The organism is Bradyrhizobium sp. BR 10261 (assembly GCF_019455395.1).
GTDB classification, from domain to species: Bacteria; Pseudomonadota; Alphaproteobacteria; order Rhizobiales; family Xanthobacteraceae; genus Bradyrhizobium; species Bradyrhizobium manausense.
Window position 1 is genome coordinate 26,128 of sequence record NZ_JACOFQ010000039.1, and the last position, 25,967, is coordinate 52,094.

Sequence of the window (25,967 nt, forward strand, 5' to 3'; positions counted from 1 at the left end):
CTTCGGTTTTGCGGTATTCAGGTCTATTCGGGAAAATGAAAGCGCCCGGCGGTGAGGCCGGGCGCGAGTCACGATAATTATGCTGCGATTGCGAGATCAGATGGTCGAATGCGCGACCACGACCTTGCGCCAGGGTTTCAGCACCATCAGCGCCAGCAGCGAGGCCAGGATGTTGGCGCCGGCAGCCAGGATGAACACGTTGTCCCAATGCCCGGAGCTTTGCTGCATGTAGTTCGCCAGTGGCACCAGCAACGCGGCGGTGCCCTTGGCGGTGTAGAGCAGGCCGGCATTGGTGGTCGCGAACTTCGCCCCGAACGTGTCGGTGCAGGTCGAGGGGAACAGCGAGTAGATCTCGCCCCAGGCAAAGAACACGAAGCCCGACAGGATCACGAACCAGATCGGATCGTGGCCCCAGAGATAGAGCATCCAGATGCCGAAGCCTTCCATGCCGAAGGCGATGAACATGGTGTTCTCGCGGCCGATCATGTCGGAGATCCAGCCGAAGAACGGACGCGTCAATCCGTTGAGCACGCGGTCGATCGTCGCTGCGAACGTCACGGCGGTCATGGTCATCCCGATCAGCGTCACCGGCACGGCGTCGACCTTCCAGTCGACCGCGATCGGCTTCAGGTTGGCCGTCACCATCAGTCCGCCGGCGCCGACGATCACGAACATGAAGTACATCAGCCAAAAGATCGGCTGGCGCAGCACCTCAGTCGGCTGGTAGTTGCGGCGGCTCTGCTGCAAGGCGGCATTGGCCACGACGTTCGGCACCTGGCCCGCTTTCGGCGCCAGCAGGAAGAAGGCGAGGATGCAGATGATGATGCCTTGTCCAAGGCCGAAATAGAGGAAGGTGGTCTGGAAGCCAGAGTCCTTGATCATGGCCTGGATCGGCGCGACCGTCAGCGCAGAGCCCGCGCCGAAACCGGCTGCGGTAATGCCCGCTGCAAGACCGCGTTTGTCCGGAAACCATTTCAGCGCGTTGCCGACGCAGGTGCCGTAGACGCCACCGGCGCCGATGCCCGCGATGATCATGCCGAGATAGTAGCCGTTGAGCGTGGTGGCCTGCGCGTTGATGGCCCAGCCGATCGCGCAGAGCACGCCGCCGACCAGCACGACGATGCGCGGACCGTATTTATCGACAAACCATCCTTCGACCGGCACCAGCCAGGTCTCGAACAAAACAAACAGCGTAAAGGCCCATTGGATTGAGGCGCGATCCCAACCGAATGTCTTCTGGATGTCGGGGACGAAGAAAGTCCAGCCATATTGGTAGTTGGCGATCATCACCATCGCCGCCACGCCGATCGCCAATTGCGTCCAGCGATAGGTGTCGCTGACGCGTGCGGCTGAAGGGGCTGTTGTGGCCTGCACCATGTCCGTCATGAATCCTCCGGTTGCGCTTCTGTCTTTTGAGCGAGCGTTGGCGACATTCTTGTATTCATTATGCCAAGCTTCAAGCGCGCCCTGACCCATTGTGCGCTTATGACGCAACCTCGTTTTATCGAGGGTGCACGTGTGAGCCGATCCCAAATAGAAATGGCTCCGCAGTGCGGAGCCATTCTTCAAAAGTAGGAATTCGCTGGATTTGCAACCGGCGCGACAATTCGACGCGCGCGACCTGGGATCCGTTCGTTACAGGCCGAACCGGGGCAGGTCGCCGTTCTGGTTGGAAATCTCGGCGCTCGCCATCAGGAAGCGGTCGATCGCGGCCATGAGGCGGGCCAACAGCGAGGCGGAGGGCGCGAGCGCGACGGATGCGGTCTTGGACATCGGAATTCCCTTTCCCGAGACAGTCAGTAGTGCTGTCTCATTTCGAAGGGCAATCTATGTATACCAGATGCCAATGTCCATGCATGCCAGTGCATAGCAGCATGCAGCTCTTCGCATTGCAGCATAATGATGCGTTGGAGAGCCGATTTGGGCTTAAGACAGCCAAACGCTGCTGAATCCGGGCTATTTGCCTGACGCGATGCACAATCAAAGGTCTTGGCAGCAGCGTGCGGAGCCGTTAGTGGTGCGCCCCCTTCCATCCAACCATCAGAGTGTTCATGTCGAGCGCCTCGCCCGCCGTCTCGATCGGCATCGATTTTGGAACCAGCAATACCGTCGTCGCCCTCGCGGCGGACGACCGCCGGGTCGAAGCCATCCGGTTCGACCACGGCGGGCAACGCCACAGCACCTACGTCTCGGCGCTGTGCTTCTGGGAGGACCGGCCGGGCGCCGGCGCCCAGGCCGAGGGCGGGCCGTGGGCGATCGAGCAGTTTCTCGAGGGACGCCACGTCTACCGCTTCCTGCAATCGTTCAAGACCTTCGCGGCCAGCTCGAGCTTCAACACCACGCAAGTGTTCCGGCAGCGCTTCAAGTTCGAGGACATCCTGGCTGCATTCCTGCGCACGCTGGCGCGCCATGGCGGCGACAAATTCGGCTTCGAGGCGGGGAACATCACCGTCGGCCGTCCCGTGCGCTTTGCCGGCGGCAATCCCGACGATGATTTGGCCATGCAGCGCTACCGCGCCGCCTTCGAACGTCTCGGTGCCGGCCATGCCCGCTATGTCTACGAGCCCGTCGGTGCGGCGTTCTCCTTTGCCCGAAGGCTGGAGCGCGATGCCACCGTGCTGGTTGCGGATTTCGGCGGCGGCACCAGCGACTTCTCGGTGATGCGTTTCTCGCGCGCCGGCGGCCATTTGCGCGCCGAGCCGCTCGGCCATGCCGGCATCGGCATTGCCGGCGACACGTTCGACTATCGCATCGTCGATCAAATCGTCTCGCCGCGACTCGGCAAGGGCTCGAGCTTCCGCTCGTTCGACAAGGTGCTGCCGATCCCGAATAGCCACTACACCAACCTGGCACGCTGGCATCAGCTCGCGCTGATGAAGAGCAACGGCGACCTGCGCGAGCTCCGCGAGCTTGCACGCACGGCGCTCAAGCCTGAACAGCTCGAGGATTTCATCACCATCGTCGACCTCGATCTCGGCTTCTCGCTCTATCGCGCGGTCTCCGACGCCAAGGTCGCGCTGTCGGCCAAGGACGAAGTGGACTTCCGCTTCAGGGGCGGCGGCGTCGACATCGGCTCGGCCATCAGGCGGAAGAAGTTCGAGTCCTGGATCGCCGACGACATCGCGCGCCTCGGCGCCACCGTCGACAAGGTGCTGGGCGAAGCCCGCATCACCGCGCGCGAGGTGGAGAAGGTGTTTTTGACCGGCGGCACCTCCTTCGTGCCGGCGGTCCGAAAACTGTTCGCCGACCGCTTCGGCAACGAGAGGCTGATGTCGGGCGACCAGTTCGAGTCGATCGCTTACGGCCTCGCGCTGATCGGGCACAGTCCCGCGCCGGATCGCTGGACCGCCGATGGCGGGCTGAAGGCCCGCGCGTAGGCCTCTGCCGGCGTTGCGAACCGTTGACGCAGATCAATGGTGATTGATCGGGTCCGACTTTGATTTTCCGGTCGCTACGGGAGGTCAGCCATGCGTCGGTTCTTCGCCCTGATCGTGCTTGCGTTTGGCGTAGCCGCCGATCCGGCGCATGCGAGGGATTGTCGGGTCACGGGAAATCCGTCCGCTTTTGGCGTCGATATGGTCGCGTTCATTGCCGTCAAATCCGGCGAAACCTGCAACTTTCCGATGAGAATTCCCGGCATGATGACGGCATCAGGCATTGCGCAAAAGCCTGCGCAGGGAGCGCTGAGGCAGGTCAACATCACGACCTTTACCTACTCGGCGCCGCGTGGCTACAAGGGCAGCGATACCTTTGCCATCTACGGATCGGGCAAAGGTCCGTACGGCTCAGGACGGTCGGTCATCACGGTGAACGCAACGATCGACTAGGCGATGATGCGTCGCTCGCACTGGCCGGTCGATCTGAAATTCAGGATAGGCCCAAAGATGCGCTTGCTGTGCTGGATGATCCTGGTGGGTACGACAATGGTGCTCGGCGCCGCCCCGGCCACGGCTCAACGCTATGATCCGCGCTATCCGGTGTGCCTTCAGAGATGGCAGGCACGGGGCGTCATCAGCTTCGACTGCAGCTATACGTCGATGGATCAATGCCGGATGACGGCTTCGGGACTCTCGGCCATGTGCCAGGAGAATCCATATTGGCAGGGACCGTCTGGCCGCAACTCCAGACGCCGCCAAGGCGGCGCCAGCTAAAGCGCGATCCTGACAGGCGGCGTAGGGTGGGCAAAGGCGCTCTTGCGCCGTGCCCACCATCTGTTGGCGATGGAGACTGCTTCATTGCGAACCATCTGCGTGTTCGATCAACAGTGCCGTAGGGTGGGCAAAGCGGAGCGTGCCCACGCGTCCGTCGCCGTGTTGTAGAGATCGTGGGCACGGCGCAAGGGCGCCTTTGTCCACCCTACGAGACCAACGTCGCTGCTATGGCTTGATCTCGGGCTCGACCAGGCGCGCAAGGTTGCGCAGCGATTCCTGCCAGCCGAGATAGCAGGCTTCCGGCGGGATTGCGTCGGGAATGCCTGATTGCGTGATGTCGAGCTCGGTGCCGACAAGCACTTTCCTCAGCACCACCGTCACCTCGATCTCGCCAGGCAGGTTCGGATCGTCGAACCTGTCGGTGTAGCGCAGGCGTTCGCCAGGCACGAGCTCGAGATATTCGCCGCCGAAGCTGTGGCCGCTGCCGGTCGTGAAATTCCGGAACGACATCTTGAAAGTTCCTCCGACCTTCGGCTCATGGTGATGCACGGTGCAGGTGAAGCCGTTGGGCGGAAGCCATTTTGCCAGCGCATCCGCCTCCACGAAGGCGCGATAGAGTTTCTCGGGGTTGGTCGTCAGAACGCGGTGCAGGCGGACAGTGCCGGGCATGGTTGTTATCCTCATGAATTGATCGCCGTCGAGGTCTAGGGGCCGATCATGGCCCGAGGACGAACGAGGCGTCCGGGACCCGACAATTCGTCCCGGAATTTCTTGCGAGCCTCGAGGTCTTGACCTATGTCAAGCGTTTGATGGCGCGAGCTCTCCAAAAAGGAGGGCTTCTTCATGAACGGAAAGCGCCGCGCAATGAAATTACTCCTGACTTTCCGCACGTCATCGGCACCCGCCGCCTTCTTCGCTCGTCACTGAAGCGCGCGTTGTGAGGGCCGAATACCTCGCACATCTCTCGCCACGTGGCCGCCTGAGCCTCGCGATCGTCCTCTTGGCATTGATCGCTGCAACGATCTGGGCGGTGGTGCATGTTTGGCAGACGGCTCCGTCGCGCCACATCGTGCTGGCGTCCGGCCTGGAAGATGGCCTTTTACACCAATACGCAAAACGCTACATCGACATTCTGGCACGTTCCGGGGTCACGATCGAAGAGCGGATCACCAACGGTGCAGAAGACAATCTGGCACTGTTGCAGGATCCGAAGTCCGGCGTGGATATCGGCTTCACGCAAGGCGGCCTGTCGCAGGCGTCCGACGCCAAGGACGTGGTCATGGTGGCGAGCCTCTATTATGTGCCGCTGTGGATTTTCTACCGCAAGTCGGAGCAGCTGAACTACGTCAATGAATTGCGCAATCGCAAGGTCGCCATTGGTGTTCCCGGCAGCGGGGCACGTTCGTTCAGCGAGGCCGTTTTCGCGCTCAACGGTCTTACGCCCGACAATGTCACGATGGAGCCTTTGAGCAATCTTCCGGCGCTGATTGCGCTGCGCTCGCGCGAGGTGGACGCCGTCGTCTTTGTCGACGGAGCGGACAATCCCGCCGTCTGGAACGCACTGCGAGATCCGACCCTGAGCTTGCTCAGCTTCACGCGAGCCGAAGCCTATCGGCGTCGGCTCAACTTCATCAGCACGCTCAAATTGCCGTCCGGTGTGATCGACCTGGCGGACCATATTCCGGAAGAGGACATTGACCTGATCGGCACCAAGGTGATGCTGGCAGCGCGCAAGGACCTCCATCCCGCCATCACGCTTTTGTTGGTCGACGCCGCAAGGGAGATCCACGGCCGGCAAGGTCTTTTCGAGGAGGCCGGCGAATTCCCAGGCACCGCCCAGGTGGATCTGCCCGTCTCGACCGATGCCGATCAGCACAGACGCTTCGGCCGCACGATCCTCTACCAATACCTGCCGTTCTGGATCGCGGCCTGGGGCGAGCGTGCAATCATCATCTTGTTGCCTCTGGCAGCAATCCTGTTGCCGCTGTTCCACTACCTGCCGCAATTGGTCCGCTGGCATGTCCGCTCGCGCATCTACCGGTGGTACGGCGAGCTGGCGCTGCTCGAGCGCGACGTTGCCGCGCGCACAGGCGATTTGCCGAGAGACAAGTGGGAGGCTGACCTTGCCCGCATCGAAGAGGCCGTCGCCAGAATACGCACGCCGGCCGGCTTCGCGAGCGAGGCCTATACGCTGCGTGAGCACATCAGCCTGGTTCGTCGCGCCATCGTCGCTCGCGGCCATTCATCGCCCGCCGAGCCGCGGGAGGTGACCCGGGTATCATAGCGCGGGTGGGGCAGAGCCTGTCCAGGGGCGCGCTGTCGATGGCTTTTTGCCGTGCCTCGAGATCCGCTCGATCAATCCGCCAGGAGCGCAAGATTCGTCGACGTCACACGGTGGGCACGAGCACACCAGGTGCCGTAGGGTGGGCAAAGGCGCATTTGCGCCGTGCCCACGATCTTCCAACGTGGCGAAAGGTGGTGGGCACGCTTGCGCTTTGCCCACCCTACGAGGCTGGACTGGACCGTCGTCACGTTGAGACAGCGGATGCGCGGTGACGCGACTGCGTCGTTTCTTCTGATCGTTATGCCGGAGCCGGCACCGCCGGGCGTTTCACCAGCGTAAAGGCTGCCGCTGCGAGCAGGCAGAGGACCCCGGCGACGAGAAAAGCTGGAACGTAAGTCCCCAGCGCATCCCTGCTGACGCCGGCGGCAAAGGCCATCAGGCCAACGCCAAGCTGATGGGCCGCAAAGATCCAGCCGAAGATGACCGGGCCCATCTCCCGCCCGAACGCGCCGACCGTCAATTTCACCGTCGGCGGAACGGTCGCGATGAAGTCCAGCCCGTAAAGCATCGCAAAAGCGCTCATCGCGCCCAGCGTTGCGTTCGACTCCACCAGCCAGATCAGCGCAAGCCCGCGAAAGCCGTAATAGATCGCCAGCAGCCATCGGTTGTCGAAGCGGTCGGACAACCATCCAGAACCGATCGTGCCGACCAGGTCGAACACGCCGATCATGGCGAGCAGGCCTGCCGACGTCACGGCCGGCAAGCCGAGATCGCCGCAGAACGGGACGAAGTGGGTCGAAGTCAGCCCGTAGCTCGATACGCCGCAGATCAGGAAGGTCAGCGACAGCACCCAGAACACCAGCCGGGTTGAAGCAAGGCGCAGGCCGCGGAAGCTGATCGTCGCAAAGCTCTGTGTGGGAATTGCGGGGATCGGCGGCATCAACGTCTCCCCGAGCGGCGCCAGGCCCAATTCCTGCGGGCGGTCCTTGCCGAGCAACAGAAACAGGATGATCGACAGCAGAAGACCGAGTCCGGACGGCAGCAGCGCGACACGCCACCCCCAATGTTCGGCGATCCACGCGCCGAGCGGCATGAAGATCAAGGTGCCGGTTGCGATCGATCCGTTCAGGAGACCGACCACCAGCCCGCGATGGGTCGTGAACCAGCGTACCGAAATGACGGCTGCGAGTTGCAGCGCCGTCAGCCCCGGCGCCAGGCCGAGAATCAGCCCGAGGCCGAGCCACATCTCGAGCCGGTTGGTCATGACGATCGTCAGCAGCAATCCGGCCAGCGCCAGCGTGCCGGCGATTGCCAGCATCATCCTTGGTCCGTAGCGGAGCATCAGACCGCCGGCGAACGGCGCCACGAGGCCAAACAGCGCAAAGCGAAGCCCTTGCGAGGCCGACAACTCGCCCATGCTGACGCCGACGTCGGAAGCGATCTCCCGCATCAGGACGCTGGGCACGCCGAGCGCCGAGCTTGCAAACAGGGAGTAGAGAAATCCCACCGCAGCCATCACCCAGCCGTAGTGGATGTTTCGAGCGGCGGCATGTCGTGCAGCGAATTCCGCAAGCATGGCCAAATTCCTTAAAAGAAATGAATTCTCTGAAACAAGACAAGCCTATGCCGGTGCGGGTGTCCTCTCAAGGTGAAATTGAGGGCACAGTAGAGGAGCGCCGCGCCGAGTTTGCCGGCGTCTTTCGGATCAGCTGAAGCAAGCAGACCTCAGCATCGCTGAGAGCTAGGGCTCGCCGCGGGCCATGGCCAAACCTCAGGCTACGAAAGCGTATCTGAGGCGCGCCTCACGGCCGTGACGCAAAGCCTCACACGCGTTCAGCCTTACTGGGGACCGCCTCGATGACCTGGTAGAGCGAGCCCGCGCGAGTCGTGCCGCGCGTCTCGAATCCGGCTGTACGACACAGCGCGGAATACTCGTCGTACGTTCTTTCCAGCGCACCGAGCATGACGAGCATATTGAGGTCACTGAGTTTCGAGATCAGTCCCTCGTTCGGCGGCTCCACGACCCGTTCAACGAGCAGCAGTCTGGCGTCATCAGTCATGGCGCGGCGGCAGGTCTTCAGGATGGAAATCGCTTCCTTGTCGTCCCAATCGTGGATGATCGCCCGCATCACATACGCGTCAGCGCCCCCCGGGACGGTTTCAAAGAAACTGCCGGCAACGATGTCGCACCTGTCGGCGACACCATGGCTGTTCAGAACTTCGGCCGCCTTGCCGACCACGTGCGGCTGATCGAACAGCGTTCCGCGCAGGCCCTTGTTTGCGGAGAGAATTCCCGCCAGCAGTTGGCCTTCACCGCCCCCGATGTCAGCAACGTGACGAAAGCGGCTGAAGTCGCAGGCGGCGATGATGGCCTCGATGGCGCCGCGAGAATTGGCCGTCATGGCTCGGTTGAAAATCGCGTTCTCATCCGGATGGGCGCTGCGATACTCCCATGCGCTCTGACCGTTGAGATGCCGAAAGGCGTTCTCGCCGGTGCGGACGCTGTGTTCAAGATGGGCCCAGGCCTGCCAGGCATAAGGTCGGCCGACATAGGCGGCCCAGCCGTCGAGTGGCGTGGGCGAGTCGGAACGAAGGCACTCGCCCATCGCTGTGAGCGAGAACGTTCTGTTCTCGGCCTCATGGAAAACACCGGCTGAAGCCAGTGCCCGCAACAGCCGATAAAGCGTCCTCGGATGCGATCCGCTGAGCCGGGCAAGTTCATTGCTGCTTAGCGGCCCCTGACTGAGGTGGTCGGCGATGCCAAGGCGGGCCGCGACGTGAATGGCTTGCGAAATCTGATAGCCGTTAATCAGCCGCGTAAGATCCGAGAAAGCATTGGTCGTGATGGCTTCAGCAGTCATGGCCTCATCTCCTCCCTGGCTATGCGCAAAGACGACGCCTGCATCGGCTATGACATGGCCGCGCTTCCCGCTCCTTGCAAATAGACGCGTCGCTTCGTGTCATGCCCGGCGCCTTGTTCAGACGCAGTCATCAAACCACGGGAACTATCGCCCTGCCAGCCTCGTTCAATAGGAAGCGCCGCTCGAAAAACGGTCAGATCCGGTAGAGCTCAATCCGACCAGCTTTTGATGCCAAGCACTTGGCTATTGTGCATGCAGCGCAATCGCGTACGGATTTCACGAGAGTCTGCGGGTTTGCTCCGCCTTTCCCGCTCACGGAAGAGGCCGACATGCCCGGGCGAGTGCAGCATGAAGTCGGTCAAAGCAAAGAGCCCGAGCCGATTTCCGTTCCTGGCCCTCGCGTCATAGGTTACTTGCTGAACCACATGTGTCGCAGCGGCCGCGGGACGAGCTACGCGACGCAGATGCCGGGCACCGCGACCTTCTGAAACAGGTGCGGTGTAGCGACGGCGGGCGAGGCCGCGATCTTCGATCTGAACTCAGGATGCATGAAGGCCGCCCGGAAATGGGCGGTCGATTCCCAGACGGCATAGTTCAGATAAGTCGGGCTTTCGCCGATCGCGCGGTGGAGCTGGGTGGAGATGAAGCCGGGCTGGCTCTTCATGAAAGCAGCGTCGCCCTGCCAGACCTGGAGGAAGCTTTGCTCATCGGCCTTATCGAGCGTGAAGACATTCACGAGGACAACGGGGCTGGCATCGATGCCGATCTGGCGATCGATGGGGAAGGCGGGGTCGAGGGGGCGGAACGACGTCATGAAGGTCTCCAGTTAATTGGTTGCATGATGTCAATGTGGTACGCTAGATACACTACGAATTTGACATTATAATGTCAATACAGTCTGATGGTGACAAATGCTCAAATCCCGACGCACGCCAGCCGGCGATGCCCTGACCGACCTCATGCTCGATCTATTCCGGTTGAACAGCCAGCTCTTGACGGCCGGCGACCGTCTGGTGGCTCAGCTCGGGCTCACGAGCGCACGCTGGCAGATCCTCGGCGCCATCGTGCATGCCGGACGGCCGCAGCCGGTCGCGTGGCTCGCCCGCGACCTCGGCGCCAATCGCCAAAACGTCCAGCGGATCGTCAACGACCTTCACGCCGAAGGGATGTTGGCCTTCGAGACCAACCCGCATCATCGGCGGGCTCAACTTGTCGTCCTAACCGAGAAGGGAAGGGGCGCGTTCGATGGCGCGATGGCCCTCCAGGCGCCGTGGGTCAACCGCCTCTCGGAAGGGCTCTCCGTCAAGGACCTGCAAACCGTTCAACGCGTCGTCACGGCACTGCGGAAGAGGCTCGAAAGCAATGACGAAACCGAAGCGCCGGGGCGATGACCCGGCCGCGTTCTGAAGGAAGCAGCAATCGGTGAATTGTCGGGTTTGTGCGGCCGATCGGCTACTCCGCCCGTGTTTCAATCGTCAGGGCGCGCGCTCCTTCGCATCGTGACATTCTACGCCTGTTTTGCCCGACGGGTCAACGAAAATTCGAAAAATACGAAATACGCTTTTGGGGCCAAGGCTTTGGCTACTGTGCATGGGGTTGTTTTCGGTTTTGGTTTGGAACTCGGTCGAAAGGTCTCGTCTCATGCAAAAAGGGCCGCCCGGAAGGGCGGCCCTTTCGTTTGACGCGATGTGGTGCCGCTTACTCGGCGGCCTGCTTCTGCGGCGGGTCGAGCGCGCCCGACTTGTGGATCTCGGCGACCTGGTGATCGGAGAAGCCGAGCACCGCGCGCAGGATCTCGTCGGTGTGCTCGCCGAGCAGCGGCGACCGGGTGACGTCGCTCGGGCTATCCGACAGCTTGATCGGGTTGCCGACCGAGAGGTACTTGCCGCGGGTCGGGTGATCGACCTCGACCACGGTGCCGGTCTTGCGCAGCGACTGGTCCTCGGCGAGTTCCTTCATCGACAGGATCGGGCCGCAGGGGATGTCGTCCTTGTTGAGGATCTCCATCGCCTCGAACTTGGTCTTGGTCATCGTCCATTGTTCGATGCGGGCGAAGATCTCGTTGAGGCGCGGCAGGCGGGCCGCCGGCTTGGCGTAGTTCGGATCGGTCTTCCAGGAGGGCTCGCCGATCACGTCGCAGATCTTCTCCCAGACCGGGGCCTGGGTGATGAAGTAGATGTAGGCGTTCGGGTCGGTCTCCCAGCCCTTGCACTTCAGGATGCGGCCGGGCTGGCCGCCGCCGGAATCGTTGCCGGCGCGCGGCACGGCATCGCCGAACGGAATGCCTTCGCCGTATTGGCTGTATTCCTTGAGCGGGCCGTGGGCGAGGCGCTGCTGGTCGCGCAGCTTGACGCGCGCGAGGTTGAGCACGCCATCCTGCATCGCCGCGGTGACGCGCTGGCCCTTGCCGGTGTGGGTGCGCTGATAGAGCGCGGTGACGATGCCGAGCGCGAGGTGCAGGCCGGTGCCGGAATCGCCGATCTGCGCGCCGGTGACGAGCGGAAGCCCGTCGCGGAAGCCGGTGGTGGAGGCGGCGCCGCCGGTGCACTGCGCCACGTTCTCATAGACCTTGCAGTCTTCGTACGGTCCGGGGCCAAAACCCTTGATCGACGCGACGATCATCTTCGGGTTGATCGCCTGGATCTTCTCCCAGGGGAAGCCCATGCGGTCGAGCACGCCGGGGCCGAAATTCTCGACCAGCACGTCGCACTTCTTGATCAGCTCGGTGAGGACTTCCTTGCCCTTCGGGTTCTTGGTGTCGAGCGTGATCGAACGCTTGTTGTGGTTGAGCATGGTGAAGTACAGGCTGTCCACGTTCGGGATGTCCTGCAGCTGGCCGCGGGTGATGTCACCCACGCCGGGGCGTTCCACCTTGATCACGTCGGCGCCGAACCATGCCAGCAGCTGCGTGCAGGTCGGTCCTGACTGGACGTGGGTGAAGTCGAGAATGCGAACGCCCTCGAGCGCTTTGGTCATCTTGTATGCTCCGTACTCTGTCTGCCCCTGCACCCGCAGGGAATAAGGGTTGAGGGGTGGACTTACTTCTTCTTCTGCAGAACGCTCTGCGGATTGAGGTTGCCGATGCGGCCGCTCTCCGACCCCGCGGCCGGATCGATCACGGCGTTGATCAGCGTCGGCTTGCGGGATGCCATGGCTTCGTTCACAGCGCGCTTCAGTTCATCCGGCGAGGTCGCGTTCACGCCGACGCCGCCGAAGGCCTCCATCATCTTGTCGTAGCGCGCGCCCTTGACGAACACGGTGGTCGCGGGATCGGAGTTGGCGCCGTTGACGTCGGTGCCGCGATAGATGCCGTCATTGTTGAAGATGACGACGCAGATCGGCAGGTTGTAGCGGCAGATGGTCTCGACCTCCATGCCGGAGAAGCCGAAGGCCGAGTCGCCTTCCACTGCAAGAACGGGGTGGCCGGTCTCGAGCGCAGCCGCGATCGCCTGGCCCATGCCGATGCCCATCACGCCCCAGGTGCCGACGTCGAGACGCTTGCGCGGGCGGTACATGTCGATGACGCCGCGGGCGAGGTCGAGCGTGTTGGCGCCTTCGTTGACGAGGATGGCTTCGGGATGATCCTTGATCACGTTCTTCAGCACGCCGAGCGCGCCGTGATAGTCCATCGGCGATTTGTTGTTCATCAGCTTCGGCGCCATCTTGGCGACGTTCTCTTCACGCTTGGACGACACCGCCTTGGTCCATTCGGCCGGCGGGGCGGTCCAGGACGAGCCCATCGCCTGGTTGAAGGCGGAGACCACCGAGCCGATGTCGCCGACCACGGGCGCGACGATCTCGACGTTGGAGTCCATCTCCTTCGGCTCGATATCGACCTGGATGAACTTCTTCGGCTGATCACCCCAGCTCTTGCCCTTGCCATGCGAGAGCAGCCAGTTCAGCCGCGCGCCGATCAGCATGACGACGTCGGAGTCCTTCAGCACGGTCGAGCGCGCAGCGCCGGCGCATTGCGGATGCGTATCGGGCAGCAGGCCCTTGGCCATGCTCATCGGCAGGAACGGCACGCCGCTCTTCTCGACGAAGCTCTTGATCTCCTCATCGGCCTGCGCGTAGGCCGCGCCCTTGCCGAGGATGATGAGCGGACGCTTGGCGCTCTTGAGCACGTCGAGCGCGCGCTTCACCGACGCGGGTGAGGGGATCTGCGCGGGCGCAGCGTCAATCACCTTGACCAGCGACTTCTGGCCGGCCTCGGCGTTCATCACCTGGCCGAACAGCTTTGCCGGCAAGTCGAGATAGACGCCGCCCGGACGGCCCGACACCGCCGCGCGGATGGCGCGGGCAAAGCCGATGCCGATGTCCTGGGCGTGCAGCACGCGATAGGCCGCCTTGCACAGCGGCTTTGCGATCGCGAGCTGGTCCATCTCTTCGTAGTCGCCCTGCTGCAGGTCGACGATCTCGCGCTCGGAGGAGCCCGAGACCAGGATCATCGGGTAGCAGTTGGTGGTGGCGTGCGCGAGCGCTGTGAGACCATTCAGGAAGCCCGGGGCGGACACCGTGAGGCAGACGCCGGGCTTCTTGGTGAGATAGCCGGCGATGCCAGCGGCGTAGCCGGCGTTCTGCTCGTGGCGGAAGGAGATCACACGAATGCCGGCGGCCTGCGCCATGCGGCCCAAATCCGTGATCGGGATGCCCGGCACATTATAGATGGTGTTGATGCCGTTCAGCTTGAGCGCGTCGATGACGAGATGGAAGCCATCCGTCAGTTCCTGCTCGGTGCCCGGTGCTTCGGACTTGGTCGCGGTGTTCAGCATGGGCCTTGTCTCCCTGATCTCAAGGTAGTGGGGCGAATGGTTCGCCCTTCTGGTGAATGTCGCTAGGTGAACAGTTAAGTAAACAGTTCTTGGCCGTGCGCTTCGACGTAAGCGGCAAGGCCAAGGGTGTGGTCGCGGGCGCGCTTCTCGGCGAGCTCGGTGTCGCGCGCTTCCAGCGCCTCGATCATGCCGAGATGCTCGGGCAGGGAGGTCGCGGTGCGGTCCTTGCGGCCGATCGTCAGCTGGCGATAGCCGCGCACGTGCAGCAAGAGGTCGTTGGTGAGATCGACCAGGACGGGGGATTCCGACAGCGAGATCAGCGCCTGGTGGAAGGCGATGTTCGCCTTCGAATATTCCTCGACGTGATCCTCGGGCAGGCGGTCCTTGCCGAAATCCTTGAAGAAGTCGCGCAGCGCCGTGATGTCCTTTTTGCGCGCGGTGGTGGTGATCAGGCGCGCCGCCATGCTCTCCAGCGCCGCCCAGGCGCGGATCATGTCGACGATCTCGCTCTTGGTCCGGCGTACCACCATGATGCCGCGGCGCGGCACGGTCTTCACGAAACCATCCTGCTCGAGCATCGCGATCGCCTCACGGATCGGCGTGCGGCTGACGCCCAGCCGTTCGGACAGCGCGCGCTCGTCCAGCATCACAGGCTCGGGCGTCGAATAGATGTCCATCTTGAGGATGGCTTCCTTCAAGGCGTCATACGCCTTGTTCTTGAAGCTACTCTCCGGGGCAATACGAACGATTGCGATGTCTGCCTCGGCCATGTTCGGCAACGCCTTGGTTGGTTTCCGCAGTGACACGACGATTCTCCTCCAGTGGGAGTCGTCTTTTACAGGAATATTTGCCGGAAAGTTTTTGGCATACCACATGCCAGAATGTCAAGCTGCCTATTTTTTGCGGCGTTATCGACCGTGCTCTAGCTTGACAAGTTGGCTCCTGGCATACCAAATGCCATCGTTAGCCATTTTTGATCCAAGCTGGCGGAGTCATCAAGGCCTTTCAGCCCTCCGTCCCGCTGGGTGGAACAAGGAGCGGAGATGGCAAATATCACGGGCAGCCGCATCACGCGCGCTCTGCAAAGTAAGAACTGAAGGTCAAGGGAGAAGCTCATGTCGAATTCCAAAGACGTCGTCCGCAAGGTCCTTGACCAGGTCAAGGCCGACAAACGCACCAGCCTGACCGCGCCGGAAGGCAAGGTGGTCTGCGATGCCTACGGCATTCCCGTGCCGAAAGAGGGCGTGGCGAAGTCGGCCGGCGAGGCCGGCAAAATGGCGTCGTCGATGGGCTTCCCGGTGGTGATGAAGATCGTCTCCCCGGACATTCTCCACAAGACCGAAGCGGGCGGTGTCATCGTCGGCGTCAAGACGGCTGAAGATGCCGAGAAGGCCTACGAGACCATTCTCGGCAACGCCAAGAAGTATAAAGCCGATGCCAAGATCGAGGGCATCCAGGTGCAGCAAATGCTGGCCGGCGGCACCGAAGTGATCGTCGGCTCGATCACCGACGGCTCGTTCGGCAAGCTGGTCGCCTTCGGCCTCGGCGGCGTGCTTGTCGAGGTGTTGAAGGACATCACCTTCCGCCTCGCGCCCGCGACCAGGGAAGACGCGCTGTCGATGCTTGACGGCATCCAGGCGCATGAAATTCTGAAGGGCGTGCGCGGCGGCGAGCCGGTGAACCGCACCGCTCTGGCCGATGTCATCGTCAAGGTTTCGCAGCTCGTCACCGATTTCCCTGAGATCGTCGAGCTCGACCTCAACCCGGTCTTCGCCACCGCAAAGGACGCAATCGCAGCCGACGTGCGCATCGTCGTCGACTTCGCCTACAAGCCAAAGCCGAAGCCGCGTCCGACCGAAGAGATCGTCGCAGCCATGAACCGCATCATGCAGCCGAAGGCGGTTGCCGTGATCGGCGCCTCGGCCGAGGACGGCAAGATCGGCAACTCCGTGATGAAGAACCTTATCAACGGTGGCTACAAGGGCGAGATCATTCCGATCCATCCCAAGGCAGCCGAGATCCTCGGCTACAAGGCCTACAAGAGCGTCAAGGACGTGCCCGGCGTGATCGACGTCGCGGTATTCGCGATTCCCGCCAAGTTCGTCGCCGGCGCGCTCACCGAATGCGGCGAGAAGAAGATCCCCGGTGCGGTGCTGATTCCGTCAGGCTTTGCCGAGGCCGGCGCGCCGGAGCTGCAGGCCGAGATCGTCGAGGTCGGCAAGAAGTACGACATCCGCCTGATGGGACCGAACATCTACGGGTTCTATTATACGCCCGCCAATCTCTGTGCGACCTTCTGCACCGCCTACGACGTCAAGGGCCACGCCGCGCTGTCGTCGCAGTCGGGTGGCATCGGCATGGCCATCATCGGCTTCTCGCGCTCGGCCAAGATGGGCGTCTCCGCGATCGTCGGTCTCGGCAACAAGTCCGACATCGATGAGGACGATCTGCTCGCCTTCTTCGAGCAGGACCCGAACACGAACCTGATCGCGCAGCACTGCGAGGACCTCAAGGACGGTCGCGCCTTCGCGGAAGCCGCCAAGCGGGTCTCCAAGAAGAAGCCGGTCGTCGTGCTCAAGGCAGGCCGCACCTCGGCCGGCGCGAAGGCGGCCTCGTCGCACACCGGCGCGCTCGCCGGTAACGACAAGATCTACGAGGACGTTCTGGCACAGTCGGGCGTGATCCGCGCCCGCAGCCTGCGGCAGCTGCTCGAATTCGCCCGTGGCGTGCCGGTGCTGCCGACGCCGAAGGGCGAGAACGTGCTGATCATCACCGGTGCCGGCGGTTCGGGTGTGCTGCTGTCGGACTCATGTGTCGACAACGGCCTGTCACTGATGTCGATGCCGCCGGATCTCGATGCGGCCTTCCGCAAGTTCATCCCGCCGTTCGGCGCGGCTGGTAATCCTGTGGATATCACCGGTGGCGAGCCGCCGATCACCTATGTCAACACGGTGAAGCTCGGTCTGTCGGATGAGCGTATCCACTCGCTGATCCTCGGCTATTGGCACACCATCGTCACCCCGCCGATGGTGTTCGCCCGCAATATGGTCGAGGTGAAGAAGGAGATGGAGGCCAAGGGCTTTGTGAAGCCAATCGTGGCCTCACTGGCCGGCGACGTCGAAGTCGAGGAAGCCGCCGAATATCTCTACCAGAACGGCATCCCGGCCTACGCCTACTCGACCGAGCTGCCGGTCGAGGTGTTAGGTGCCAAGTACAAGTGGGCGCGCGGGGCAGGGCTGCTCTGAGCGTAATCTCTCCGGTCATCCCGGGGCGGCGCGAAGCGTCGAACTATGGTGCGCACTTGCGCACCTGAGGATATCGAGATTCCGGGTTCGGGCTTTCGCGCGTCCCGGAATGACGCCAGCCACAGCGGCAGGTCGCGATGGGCAAGAACGTGATCCGGCGCAAATCGCCTGAGACACGATCGGCTGCTGAGGCCGATCGTGACGGCGGCGTGCAGTCTGTCGACCGCGCGCTGTCGATCCTCGAGACGCTGGCTGAGGACGACGAAGGTTATCGCCTCAGCGATCTCGCCGTTCGCACCGGCCTGTCGGCCTCGACCGTGCACCGCCTGCTGGCGACGCTGGAAAGCCGCCGGTTCGTGCAGTTCGACCGCGCCGAGTCCAAATGGCATGTTGGCGTCCGCAGCTTCACCGTCGGGGCGAGCTTCGCGCGGCGGCGCAATTTCACCGCACAGGCGATTCCCTATTTGCGCAAACTGCGCGATCTCACCCGCGAGACCGCCAATCTCGCCGTTGTCGATGACGAGTTCATCATCGTGCTGACCCGCATGGAGAGCCGCGAGATCATGCGCTCGCTGACCAAGGTCGGCGGCCGCGTCGCGATGGTGACATCGGGAGTCGGCAAGGCCGTGCTCGCGACCTATTCCGACGAGGATGTCGGCGCGGTCATCCGCCATCACGGCATGCCGAGACTCACGGAAAAATCCATCGTGCGGCCCAGCGACCTTTTTAAAGAACTCGCGATGGTTCGCAAGCAGGGCTTTGCCATCGACGACGAGGAGGCTCAGATGGGCCTGCGCTGCGTCGCCGCCGTGGTCTACAACGCGCTGGCCGAGCCGCTTGCGGCAATCTCGGTGTCCGGGATGACCAGCCGCATCACCGATGAGCGATTGCCAGAGGTTGGCCGCATGGTGCGCGAGGTAGCGGCGGAACTAACGGCGGCACTCGGCGGCGTCGCGCCGGAGCCGAAGGCGTCCTAGTCGAGTACGGCCCTGATCACGTAGACATACAGGACAAACGTCGTGATCGAGGCGCAGGCCAGCGCGAAGCCGCCCGCGATTGAAAGTAGTTGGTCGCGGCGGCGCGGGCGAGTTCATTTGGGGCTGTATAGGGCGGATTCTAGCGGAGCCGTGCTATGCTTCCGCGGCCATCGATGGGCTGTGCCCGCCACGTGCCAGCGGCTGCCCAATGCGTAAGCAGAAGTGCCGTTTTAATTGAGTTGCCCCTCCTGCATGAGGGCGCAACCATTGCCGGACGAACCACGTCCGCCGGGAGCTCCGATGACCAAACTGACCCGCTTTGCCGTCTCGCCACTGCATTCGATGACGCGACGTCTCGCCGATGTCGCCTCTGCGCGGCTCGCGCCTGACCTCGTCATCTCAGGTGCAAGGGTGCTCTCGACCTATTCGGAGCGGATCCACCCGGGACGCGAGGTCTGGATTACCGGCGGCCGCATCGCCGCGGTGAAACCCGCCGGAACGGCGAAGAAGATGTGGAGCGACGTGCCGCTGTATGACGCCGCGGGCGGGATCATCGCGCCAGGGCTGGTCGACCCGCATATTCACATCGAATCTTCAATGGTGACGGCCTGCGCCTACGCCGAGGCCGCGTTGCTCAACGGAACCACCACGATATTCTGCGACAGCCACGAGATCGGCAATGTCATGGATGTCGCCGGCGTCGAGGCGATGCTGGAGGACGCCCGCGAGGCGCCGCTGTCGATCTTTCTGACAGTGCCGAGCACGGTGCCGGCAACCTCGGCGGAACTGGAGACCGCCGGCGGCGACCTCACGCCCGACAAGATCGCCGGCCTGTTCGACCGTTGGCCGGAAGCGGTCGCGCTCGGCGAGAAGATGGATTTCGTGCCAGTGACCATGGGCGACGAGCGCAGCCACGCGATCCTCGCAGCCGCCCTGAAGCGCGGACGGCCGGTATCCGGCCACATCTACGGTCGCGAATTCGTCGCTGCCTACGCGGCTTCAGGCGTCACCGACACGCATGAAGCGATCGACCGCGACATCGCTGACGATCTGCTCGATGCCGGCGTCTGGATCTTCCTGCGCGGCGGGCCGCCGACAACGCCCTGGCATTCGCTACCGCAGGCGATCCGGACGATCACCGAACTCGGGGCCTCGCACAAGCGCACCGCCGTCTGCACCGACGACCGCGATGCCGATGACCTCCTGCTGTTCGGCCTCGACTGGGTGGTGCGCGAAGCCGTGAAGGCGGGGATGTCGCCGGAACAGGCCTGGTCGATGGGTTCGCTGCACGGCGCCACCCGCTTTGGCATGGAGGGAGATATCGGCGGGCTCGGCGGCGGCCGCCGCGCCGATCTCGTGCTGATGGACGACAATCTCAAGCCGCAATCGACCTGGTATGGCGGCGAGCTCGTGGTGGAGAATCGCAAGATCACGCCGCGACTCGATCAGGCGCTGTCGCAGCGCTATCAATATCCGAAGGCGGCCTACGCGACCGTGAAGCTGCCGGAGAAGATCAAGCTGACGCCGGAGCTGCCGACAAAGGCCTGCACCGTCAACGCCATCAAGACCGCGCTGCCCGGCATTACGCTGATCCACGAGAAGGTCGCGATCGAGCCGGCCAAGGATTGGCCGCAGCTGTTCGAGCGCTATGGCCTCTGCTTCGTGACGGTGGTCGAGCGCCATGGCAAATCGGCTGGCAATGTCGCCTATGGTCTCCTCAAGGACTTCGGGCTGAAGCGGGGCGCGGTCGCCTCCAGCGTCGGCCACGACAGCCACAACCTCATCGTCGCCGGAACGAATGAGGTCGATATGCAGGTCGCGATCGCTGCGATCAAGGAAAAGCAGGGCGGCGTCTGCGTCGTTGCCGACGGCAAGGTGAGGGCGCTGGTGCCGCTGCCCATCGCGGGTCTGCTCTCCGACAAGCGCGTCATCGAAGTGGCCGAAGAGGTCAAGGTGTTGAAGAAGGAATGGACTGATGCGGGCTGCACCATCCCCTACATGGGATTCAATCTGATTCCGCTATCGGTCATTCCGGAAATTCGCATCACCGACAAGGGCCTCGTGCTGGTGCCGCAGATGGAGCTGGCGCCGTTGTTCGAATGATCAGCTTTCACGCATTGACTGATCTAACCGATTGAGACCGCCGCGTTTTTCCAGCGGCTGCCACATCGTGGAAAATAAAATCTGCTTCGTTGAGATCGCATCTCGCGCACCTGATGATCTCGCTCGCTGATTTAAACGAGCGAGGTCCGATATGGCGAAGATGCGAGCCGTCGATGCAGCCGTGCGAATCCTGGAGAAGGAAGGCATCTCGACCGCCTTCGGCGTTCCCGGCGCTGCGATCAATCCGCTTTACTCGGCGTTGAAGAAGCGTGGCTCGATCCGCCACATCCTGGCACGCCATGTCGAGGGTGCCTCGCACATGGCCGAAGGCTATACACGGGCCAAGGCCGGCAATATCGGCGTTTGCATCGGCACCTCGGGGCCGGCCGGCACCGACATGATCACAGGCCTCTATTCGGCGATCGCCGATTCCATTCCGATCCTCTGTATCACCGGCCAGGCGCCGCGGGCGCGGCTCTACAAGGAAGACTTTCAGGCCGTCGACATCGAGTCGATCGCAAAGCCGGTGACGAAATGGGCGGTGACCGTGCGCGAGCCAGCGCTGGTGCCGCGCGTCTTCAGCCAGGCTTTTCACGTGATGCGCTCGGGCCGGCCGGGGCCGGTGTTGATCGACATGCCACTCGACGTGCAACTCGCCGAGATCGAGTTCGACGACGAGACCTATGAGCCGCTGCCGGTCTACAAGCCCGCGGCCACGCGCAAGCAGGTCGAGAAGGCGCTGGAGATGCTCAACGCAGCCGAACGGCCGCTGATCGTTGCGGGCGGCGGCATCATCAATGCCGACGCCTCGGGCCTGCTGGTCGAATTCGCCGAGATCGCCAACGTGCCTGTGGTGCCGACGCTGATGGGATGGGGCGCGATCCCCGACGATCACGTGCTGATGGCCGGCATGGTGGGCTTGCAGACCAGCCACCGCTACGGCAACGCTACGCTGCTGGAGTCCGATTTCGTGCTCGGCATCGGCAATCGCTGGGCCAACAGGCATACCGGTTCGGTCGAGACCTACACCAAGGGGCGCAAATTCGTTCACGTGGATATCGAGCCGACGCAGATCGGGCGCGTGTTCAACCCCGATCTCGGCATCGTGTCGGACGCGAAAGCCGCACTCGAACTCTTCGTTTCCGTTGCCCGGGAGTGGCGACGTTCCGGCAGACTCCGCGAGCGCCAGGCGTGGCCCGCGTCCTGCCGCGACCGCAAGAAGACCATGCTGCGCAAGAGCCATTTCGACAACGTTCCGATCAAGCCGCAGCGCGTCTATGAGGAGATGAACAAGGCGTTCGGCCGCGACACCACCTATGTCACCGTGATCGGCCTGTCGCAGATCGCCGGCGCGCAGTTTTTAGGCGTCTACAAGCCGCGTAACTGGATCAATGCCGGGCAGGCTGGGCCGCTGGGCTGGACCTTGCCGGCAGCGCTCGGCGTGCGCGCGGCGTGCCCGGACCGCGACATCGTCGCGCTGTCCGGCGACTACGACTTCCAGTTCCTGATCGAGGAGCTCGCGGTCGGAGCGCAGTTCAATCTGCCCTACATCCACGTCGTCGTGAACAATTCCTATCTTGGCCTGATCCGCCAGGCCCAGCGTGGCTTCGAGATGGATTATCACGTCCAGCTCTCTTTCGAGAACATCAACGCGCCGGAGATCGGCGTCTACGGCGTCGATCATGTCGCGGTGGCTGAAGGCCTCGGCTGCAAGGCGATCCGCGTCACCGATCCCAAGGACACGCAGGCCGCGTTCGCGACCGCGCGCGAACTGATGGCGAAGCACCGCGTGCCCGTGGTGGTGGAGTTCATTCTCGAACGTGTCACCAATATTGCGATGGGCACCGAGATCGACAACATCGTCGAGTTCGAGGAGGTGCTGGATTTGCCGCTCGACGAGGTCGGGTCTGCGCGCGTGCTGCAGCCGGCAGAATAGGGGGTAGCATCATGCCGAAATTCGCCGCCAACCTCACCATGCTCTTCAACGAGATGCCGTTCATCGACCGCTTTGCCGCCGCGAAGGCCGCAGGCTTTGTCGGGGTCGAGTATCTCTTTCCCTACGATTTCGACAAGGCGCAGCTCCGCGAACAGCGTGAGGCCCACGGGCTGACCCAAGTGTTGCACAATCTGCCCGCCGGCAATTGGGCCGTGGGCGAGCGCGGCGTCGCGATCATGCCCGATCGCACCGCCGAATTCCGCGACGGCGTGTTTCGTGCCATCGACTATGCCAAGGCGCTCGATTGCGAACAGCTCAACTGTCTCGTCGGCATTGCTCCTGTCGATGCCGATCCGCGCGAGCTGCAGGAGACACTGGTCGGAAACCTGCGCTTTGCGGCCTCGACGCTGGCGCGTGAGAACATCAAGCTCCTGATCGAGCCGATCAACACGCTCGATATTCCCGGCTTCTTCCTCAGCGGCACGGAGCAGGCGCTCCGGCTGATCTCCGAGGTGCGATCGAACAATCTGTTCATCCAGTACGATATCTATCATATGCAGATCATGGAGGGTGATCTCGCCCGCACGATGCAGGAACATTTGCCGCAAATCGCCCACATCCAGCTCGCCGACAATCCCGGCCGGCACGAGCCCGGCACCGGTGAGATCAGCTATCCCTTCCTGTTCCGCCATCTCGACGCGATCGGTTATCGTGGCTGGATCGGCTGCGAGTACAAGCCGCGCACCACGACGCTGGAAGGCCTGTCCTGGCACGCCGCGCAGACATTTGAGACGTGAGACGCAGCCACAGCGGCGGTGCGCTCCCATCTCCCGCAAGCGGGAGAGGGAGCGAGCGCGGAGATCGACTTACCTGATCGAGAGGAAACGAGACCATGATCGACATCGGATTCATCGGACTTGGCACTATGGGACGGCCGATGGCCGGCCATCTCCTTGCTGCGGGCCATCGCGTATTCCTGCATGACATTTCGCCCGTCGCGCCCGAGTTGATTGCCGCAGGCGGCGTCGCCTGCAAATCGGCCAAGGAGGTCGCGGAGGAGGCCGATGTCGTCATCATCATGGTGCCCGACACGCCGCATGTCGAAGCCGTGTTGTTCGGCAAGGACGGCGTTGCGGGCGGCCTCTCCAAAGGCCAGATCGTGGTCGACATGAGCTCGATCTCGCCGCTGGCGACGAAGGAGTTCGCCAAGAAGATCGAGGCACTCGGTGCGGACTACCTCGATGCGCCGGTGTCCGGCGGGGAAGTCGGCGCCAAGGCCGCGAGCCTCACCATCATGGTCGGCGGTTCCGAGCGGGCCTTTGGCACCATGAAGCCGATCTTCGACAAAATGGGCAAGAACGTCACGCATGTCGGCGCCAATGGCGACGGCCAGACGACCAAGGTCGCCAACCAGATCATTGTGGCACTGACGATCGAGGCGGTCAGTGAAGCGCTGCTGTTCGCCTCCAAGGCCGGCGCCGATCCTGCGCTGGTGCGCAAGGCGCTGATGGGGGGATTCGCCTCGTCGCGGATTCTCGAAGTGCATGGCGAGCGCATGGTGAAGCGCAATTTCGATCCCGGCTTCCGCATCGAGCTGCACCAGAAGGATCTAAACCTCGCGCTCGAAGGCGCGCGCTCTCTCGGCCTGTCGCTGCCGAGCACGGCAGTCGCGCAGCAATTGTTTTCGTCCTGCACCGCGCATGGCGGCAGAGGCTGGGATCATTCGGCCATGGTGCGGGCGCTGGAACTGATGGCGGGTCACGAGATCACAGCCAGCTGAATTGTTACGGCGTAACACTCCCAAGGTGAGATGCGCCTTTCGGCGTTTGATGCAACTTTCGGCGCAGGGGAACCGGAACAATGGTCCGCCCCCGCGGGTTGAAAGCGCACACAACAATACTGGAGAGTGTGGATATGAAGACCCGTCTTGTGATTTCGTTGGCTGCCGCGTCGCTGCTGGCGTCGAGTGCAGCCTTTGCTCAGTCGACGACCGAACAAGGCGCCAGGAACGGCGCACGCACGGGCGGCGAAGTCGGCGGCCCGATCGGCGCGATGGTTGGCGGCACCGTGGGTGCGGCGGTCGGCGCCGGTCTCGAGATTCCGAATGCGATCCTCGGCGGCATCCCGCGCGATGATTCAGTCGTGATTCACGAGCGCGTCGAGGTCGGCGAGCCGCTGCCCCCGACCGTGGTGCTGCGCCCCGTGCCGAACTACACCCAGTATCGCTACGCCGTGGTGAACGATCGCCGCGTGATCGTTGAGCCGCGCACCCGCCGGGTGATCAAGATCATCGACTGATCCGGTTGAACGTCAGGCAAAGGGCCCCCGGAGCAACGCTCCGTGGGGCCTTATTGTCAATGACGAGCGCCTAGAGCGGCTCGCGCACGCCGAGGCCATGCATGAAGCGCTCGCGGATCTGCACAGGATCGCGGCGGGTGGTGCCGACGCCCGGCTTATCGTCGATGCGGAGCGCGATCAGGCTGGGCTCGTCAGCCGACATCGCCTCATCGACCAGCCGCTCGAAATCCTCTTCGTCCGTGGCCCATGCGCTGTTGGTGAGGCCCGAGCCCTGTGCGATTGCAACGAGATCGGCGACATCAGCGGCGGGCGTCGGCTGCGCACCGGTGATCTGGTAGATGCCGTTGTCCATCACGATCATGGTCAGGTTCTTCGGCTTCAAGGCCGCGATCGTCGAGAGCGTGCCGAGCTGCATCAGCAGTGAGCCGTCGCCCTCCAGCGCGAAGACGCGTCGATCAGGCTGCGCCAGTGCCACGCCGAGTGCGATCGGGAAGGCGAGGCCCATGCTCCCCAGCATGTAAAAGTTTTGCGGGCGGTGGCCGGCGGCCCAGAGGTCGAAATTGGTATTGCCGATCCCGCCGATCACCGCTTCCCCATGCTTGAGTTTTGCGATCAGGCGCGACGTCACATCGAAGCGGTTCATGATCTTGGTATTGCCAGTTTTCATGGCGGTGCTCATTTGTCGAAGACCTTGCCGCCCGTGAGCAGCGGATTGAGGATCAGCGCCACCGGCGCCTGTGTCGTGACGGCCTGCTTGATCGAGCGGTCGACGATGAATTCCAGCTCGTCGAGCCGGGTGATGGTGTGGTGCTCGATCGCCAGCGAATCCAGCACCGGGCGCATGGTGCGGCAGACCAGCGACTGGCCGTAGTTGAATTCGCCAAGCGTACCGCGCTCGGAGACGAACATGATCAGCGGGATCTGGTAGGGCACCGCGAGCGAGGCGAGGGTGTTTGCCAGCGTTGCAAAGCCCGAGGTCTGCATCAGCACCGCGCCGCGCCGTCCGCCCATCCAGGCGCCCGAGACGATGCCGACGGCCTCTTCCTCGCGGGCGGTGGCAAAGGTCGTAAAGAAAGCATCGGCGTGCAAATTCTTGATCAGCGGCGTCAGCACCCGGTCGGGCACGTAGGGAATGAGACTGATTTCATTCCGCTTCAGGGTTTGCAGGACGATGCCATGCCAGCTCTTGTCGCCGGATTCCTGCGTCGAATTATGCTGCTCCGCAATCGCCATTGCGTTCTCCCTCGCGCCGCACATGCTTCTTCTTTGGCCGTCTTCTTTGGTCGTCCTGGCGTTTGCCGAACTTGACGGAGCGGACGGGATTGTCAACATGTCCGGGC

The 25,967-nt window shown here is 62.9% G+C and carries 23 protein-coding genes; 12 read left to right on the forward strand and 11 right to left on the reverse strand.

What is annotated here, in order from left to right:
- Positions 1-96: 96 nt before the first annotated feature.
- Both oxlT and HYH07_RS32155 read right to left on the reverse strand, forming a co-directional pair.
- The gene (gene oxlT / locus HYH07_RS32150) at positions 97-1,386 is read right to left on the reverse strand and encodes an oxalate/formate MFS antiporter (protein ID WP_220006235.1); all 1,290 of its coding nucleotides are present in this window, start codon (positions 1,384-1,386) and stop codon (positions 97-99) included.
- 249 nt (positions 1,387-1,635) lie between these two features.
- Positions 1,636-1,773 carry a hypothetical protein gene (locus HYH07_RS32155; RefSeq protein WP_220006236.1) on the reverse strand — a complete coding sequence of 46 codons (138 nt, stop codon included), beginning with the start codon at positions 1,771-1,773 and terminating at the stop codon, positions 1,636-1,638.
- Positions 1,774-2,051: 278 nt separating this feature from the next.
- On the opposite strand from HYH07_RS32155, the gene HYH07_RS32160 reads away from it, so the two are divergent.
- The 3 genes from HYH07_RS32160 to HYH07_RS32170 all read left to right on the forward strand — a co-directional run bounded on the left by HYH07_RS32160 (position 2,052) and on the right by HYH07_RS32170 (position 4,151).
- The gene (locus HYH07_RS32160) at positions 2,052-3,377 is read left to right on the forward strand and encodes an Hsp70 family protein (protein ID WP_220006237.1); all 1,326 of its coding nucleotides are present in this window, start codon (positions 2,052-2,054) and stop codon (positions 3,375-3,377) included.
- 90 nt (positions 3,378-3,467) lie between these two features.
- Positions 3,468-3,827 carry a hypothetical protein gene (locus HYH07_RS32165; RefSeq protein ID WP_228749891.1) on the forward strand — a complete coding sequence of 120 codons (360 nt, stop codon included), beginning with the start codon at positions 3,468-3,470 and terminating at the stop codon, positions 3,825-3,827.
- Between the two features lie 75 nt (positions 3,828-3,902).
- Positions 3,903-4,151, forward strand: a complete 249-nt coding sequence (locus HYH07_RS32170; RefSeq protein ID WP_409363927.1) for a DUF3551 domain-containing protein — start codon at positions 3,903-3,905, stop codon at positions 4,149-4,151.
- A gap of 225 nt (positions 4,152-4,376) precedes the next feature.
- Here HYH07_RS32170 and HYH07_RS32175 read toward each other — a convergent pair whose 3' ends face one another.
- The gene (locus tag HYH07_RS32175) at positions 4,377-4,820 is read right to left on the reverse strand and encodes an SRPBCC family protein (RefSeq protein WP_220006238.1); all 444 of its coding nucleotides are present in this window, start codon (positions 4,818-4,820) and stop codon (positions 4,377-4,379) included.
- 331 nt (positions 4,821-5,151) lie between these two features.
- On the opposite strand from HYH07_RS32175, the gene HYH07_RS32180 reads away from it, so the two are divergent.
- Positions 5,152-6,435, forward strand: a complete 1,284-nt coding sequence (locus tag HYH07_RS32180) for a TAXI family TRAP transporter solute-binding subunit (RefSeq protein WP_220006239.1) — start codon at positions 5,152-5,154, stop codon at positions 6,433-6,435.
- A gap of 298 nt (positions 6,436-6,733) precedes the next feature.
- Here HYH07_RS32180 and HYH07_RS32185 read toward each other — a convergent pair whose 3' ends face one another.
- From HYH07_RS32185 to HYH07_RS32195, 3 genes are all read right to left on the reverse strand, one after another.
- Complete coding sequence (locus HYH07_RS32185; RefSeq protein ID WP_220006240.1) at positions 6,734-8,011, reverse strand: MFS transporter; 1,278 nt, start codon at positions 8,009-8,011, stop codon at positions 6,734-6,736.
- Between the two features lie 247 nt (positions 8,012-8,258).
- Positions 8,259-9,296, reverse strand: coding sequence for an acetylserotonin O-methyltransferase (locus tag HYH07_RS32190; RefSeq protein WP_228749892.1), 1,038 nt, complete (start codon positions 9,294-9,296; stop codon positions 8,259-8,261).
- A gap of 451 nt (positions 9,297-9,747) precedes the next feature.
- Complete coding sequence (locus HYH07_RS32195; RefSeq protein ID WP_220006241.1) at positions 9,748-10,110, reverse strand: antibiotic biosynthesis monooxygenase; 363 nt, start codon at positions 10,108-10,110, stop codon at positions 9,748-9,750.
- A gap of 97 nt (positions 10,111-10,207) precedes the next feature.
- Here HYH07_RS32195 and HYH07_RS32200 point away from each other — a divergent pair, with 97 nt between their 5' ends.
- Entirely contained in the window at positions 10,208-10,687 is a 480-nt protein-coding gene (locus tag HYH07_RS32200) for a MarR family winged helix-turn-helix transcriptional regulator (protein WP_220006242.1), read from the forward strand.
- Positions 10,688-10,994: 307 nt separating this feature from the next.
- Here HYH07_RS32200 and frc read toward each other — a convergent pair whose 3' ends face one another.
- The 3 genes from frc to HYH07_RS32215 form a co-directional block, all read right to left on the reverse strand.
- Positions 10,995-12,272: a formyl-CoA transferase gene (frc, locus tag HYH07_RS32205; protein WP_220006243.1), complete on the reverse strand. Its 1,278-nt coding sequence runs from the start codon at positions 12,270-12,272 to the stop codon at positions 10,995-10,997.
- 62 nt (positions 12,273-12,334) lie between these two features.
- Positions 12,335-14,068, reverse strand: coding sequence for an oxalyl-CoA decarboxylase (gene oxc, locus HYH07_RS32210; protein WP_220006244.1), 1,734 nt, complete (start codon positions 14,066-14,068; stop codon positions 12,335-12,337).
- A 74-nt stretch (positions 14,069-14,142) separates the two neighbouring features.
- On the reverse strand, positions 14,143-14,838 hold the full coding sequence (locus HYH07_RS32215; RefSeq protein ID WP_164936202.1) for a GntR family transcriptional regulator: 696 nt from the start codon (positions 14,836-14,838) through the stop codon (positions 14,143-14,145).
- A 345-nt stretch (positions 14,839-15,183) separates the two neighbouring features.
- Between HYH07_RS32215 and HYH07_RS32220 the strand changes: the two genes are divergently transcribed.
- The 7 genes from HYH07_RS32220 to HYH07_RS32250 all read left to right on the forward strand — a co-directional run bounded on the left by HYH07_RS32220 (position 15,184) and on the right by HYH07_RS32250 (position 24,627).
- Complete coding sequence (locus tag HYH07_RS32220; protein WP_057742058.1) at positions 15,184-17,313, forward strand: acetate--CoA ligase family protein; 2,130 nt, start codon at positions 15,184-15,186, stop codon at positions 17,311-17,313.
- A gap of 137 nt (positions 17,314-17,450) precedes the next feature.
- Positions 17,451-18,290 carry an IclR family transcriptional regulator gene (locus HYH07_RS32225; RefSeq protein WP_220006245.1) on the forward strand — a complete coding sequence of 280 codons (840 nt, stop codon included), beginning with the start codon at positions 17,451-17,453 and terminating at the stop codon, positions 18,288-18,290.
- Positions 18,291-18,590: 300 nt separating this feature from the next.
- Positions 18,591-20,393, forward strand: coding sequence for an adenine deaminase C-terminal domain-containing protein (locus tag HYH07_RS32230; protein ID WP_220006246.1), 1,803 nt, complete (start codon positions 18,591-18,593; stop codon positions 20,391-20,393).
- 151 nt (positions 20,394-20,544) lie between these two features.
- Positions 20,545-22,329 carry a glyoxylate carboligase gene (gene gcl, locus HYH07_RS32235; protein ID WP_220006247.1) on the forward strand — a complete coding sequence of 595 codons (1,785 nt, stop codon included), beginning with the start codon at positions 20,545-20,547 and terminating at the stop codon, positions 22,327-22,329.
- Between the two features lie 11 nt (positions 22,330-22,340).
- Positions 22,341-23,126: a hydroxypyruvate isomerase gene (hyi, locus tag HYH07_RS32240; RefSeq protein ID WP_220006248.1), complete on the forward strand. Its 786-nt coding sequence runs from the start codon at positions 22,341-22,343 to the stop codon at positions 23,124-23,126.
- A gap of 95 nt (positions 23,127-23,221) precedes the next feature.
- Positions 23,222-24,109 (forward strand): 2-hydroxy-3-oxopropionate reductase, encoded by an 888-nt coding sequence (locus HYH07_RS32245; RefSeq protein WP_220006249.1) that lies wholly within the window; start codon positions 23,222-23,224, stop codon positions 24,107-24,109.
- Between the two features lie 134 nt (positions 24,110-24,243).
- Positions 24,244-24,627 (forward strand): DUF1236 domain-containing protein, encoded by a 384-nt coding sequence (locus HYH07_RS32250; RefSeq protein ID WP_220006250.1) that lies wholly within the window; start codon positions 24,244-24,246, stop codon positions 24,625-24,627.
- Positions 24,628-24,697: 70 nt separating this feature from the next.
- Here HYH07_RS32250 and HYH07_RS32255 read toward each other — a convergent pair whose 3' ends face one another.
- Both HYH07_RS32255 and HYH07_RS32260 read right to left on the reverse strand, forming a co-directional pair.
- Complete coding sequence (locus HYH07_RS32255) at positions 24,698-25,294, reverse strand: thiamine pyrophosphate-dependent enzyme (RefSeq protein ID WP_409363926.1); 597 nt, start codon at positions 25,292-25,294, stop codon at positions 24,698-24,700.
- Positions 25,295-25,302: 8 nt separating this feature from the next.
- A complete protein-coding gene (locus tag HYH07_RS32260) occupies positions 25,303-25,860 on the reverse strand; it encodes a thiamine pyrophosphate-binding protein (RefSeq protein WP_220006252.1) in 558 nt (185 codons plus the stop codon).
- Between the last annotated feature and the right edge of the window lie 107 nt (positions 25,861-25,967).

What these genes read in the sequence shown, in the direction of transcription:
- oxlT (WP_220006235.1), bottom strand. Translation starts at nt 1,386, where the DNA reads ATGACGGACATGGTGCAGGCCACAACAGCCCCTTCAGCCGCACGCGTC.
- HYH07_RS32155 (WP_220006236.1), bottom strand. Translation starts at nt 1,773, where the DNA reads ATGTCCAAGACCGCATCCGTCGCGCTCGCGCCCTCCGCCTCGCTGTTG.
- HYH07_RS32160 (WP_220006237.1), top strand. Translation starts at nt 2,052, where the DNA reads ATGTCGAGCGCCTCGCCCGCCGTCTCGATCGGCATCGATTTTGGAACC.
- HYH07_RS32165 (WP_228749891.1), top strand. Translation starts at nt 3,468, where the DNA reads ATGCGTCGGTTCTTCGCCCTGATCGTGCTTGCGTTTGGCGTAGCCGCC.
- HYH07_RS32170 (WP_409363927.1), top strand. Translation starts at nt 3,903, where the DNA reads ATGATCCTGGTGGGTACGACAATGGTGCTCGGCGCCGCCCCGGCCACG.
- HYH07_RS32175 (WP_220006238.1), bottom strand. Translation starts at nt 4,820, where the DNA reads ATGCCCGGCACTGTCCGCCTGCACCGCGTTCTGACGACCAACCCCGAG.
- HYH07_RS32185 (WP_220006240.1), bottom strand. Translation starts at nt 8,011, where the DNA reads ATGCTTGCGGAATTCGCTGCACGACATGCCGCCGCTCGAAACATCCAC.
- HYH07_RS32190 (WP_228749892.1), bottom strand. Translation starts at nt 9,296, where the DNA reads ATGACTGCTGAAGCCATCACGACCAATGCTTTCTCGGATCTTACGCGG.
- HYH07_RS32195 (WP_220006241.1), bottom strand. Translation starts at nt 10,110, where the DNA reads ATGACGTCGTTCCGCCCCCTCGACCCCGCCTTCCCCATCGATCGCCAG.
- HYH07_RS32200 (WP_220006242.1), top strand. Translation starts at nt 10,208, where the DNA reads ATGCTCAAATCCCGACGCACGCCAGCCGGCGATGCCCTGACCGACCTC.
- frc (WP_220006243.1), bottom strand. Translation starts at nt 12,272, where the DNA reads ATGACCAAAGCGCTCGAGGGCGTTCGCATTCTCGACTTCACCCACGTC.
- oxc (WP_220006244.1), bottom strand. Translation starts at nt 14,068, where the DNA reads ATGCTGAACACCGCGACCAAGTCCGAAGCACCGGGCACCGAGCAGGAA.
- HYH07_RS32215 (WP_164936202.1), bottom strand. Translation starts at nt 14,838, where the DNA reads ATGGCCGAGGCAGACATCGCAATCGTTCGTATTGCCCCGGAGAGTAGC.
- HYH07_RS32220 (WP_057742058.1), top strand. Translation starts at nt 15,184, where the DNA reads ATGTCGAATTCCAAAGACGTCGTCCGCAAGGTCCTTGACCAGGTCAAG.
- HYH07_RS32225 (WP_220006245.1), top strand. Translation starts at nt 17,451, where the DNA reads ATGGGCAAGAACGTGATCCGGCGCAAATCGCCTGAGACACGATCGGCT.
- HYH07_RS32230 (WP_220006246.1), top strand. Translation starts at nt 18,591, where the DNA reads ATGACCAAACTGACCCGCTTTGCCGTCTCGCCACTGCATTCGATGACG.
- gcl (WP_220006247.1), top strand. Translation starts at nt 20,545, where the DNA reads ATGGCGAAGATGCGAGCCGTCGATGCAGCCGTGCGAATCCTGGAGAAG.
- hyi (WP_220006248.1), top strand. Translation starts at nt 22,341, where the DNA reads ATGCCGAAATTCGCCGCCAACCTCACCATGCTCTTCAACGAGATGCCG.
- HYH07_RS32245 (WP_220006249.1), top strand. Translation starts at nt 23,222, where the DNA reads ATGATCGACATCGGATTCATCGGACTTGGCACTATGGGACGGCCGATG.
- HYH07_RS32250 (WP_220006250.1), top strand. Translation starts at nt 24,244, where the DNA reads ATGAAGACCCGTCTTGTGATTTCGTTGGCTGCCGCGTCGCTGCTGGCG.
- HYH07_RS32255 (WP_409363926.1), bottom strand. Translation starts at nt 25,294, where the DNA reads ATGAAAACTGGCAATACCAAGATCATGAACCGCTTCGATGTGACGTCG.
- HYH07_RS32260 (WP_220006252.1), bottom strand. Translation starts at nt 25,860, where the DNA reads ATGGCGATTGCGGAGCAGCATAATTCGACGCAGGAATCCGGCGACAAG.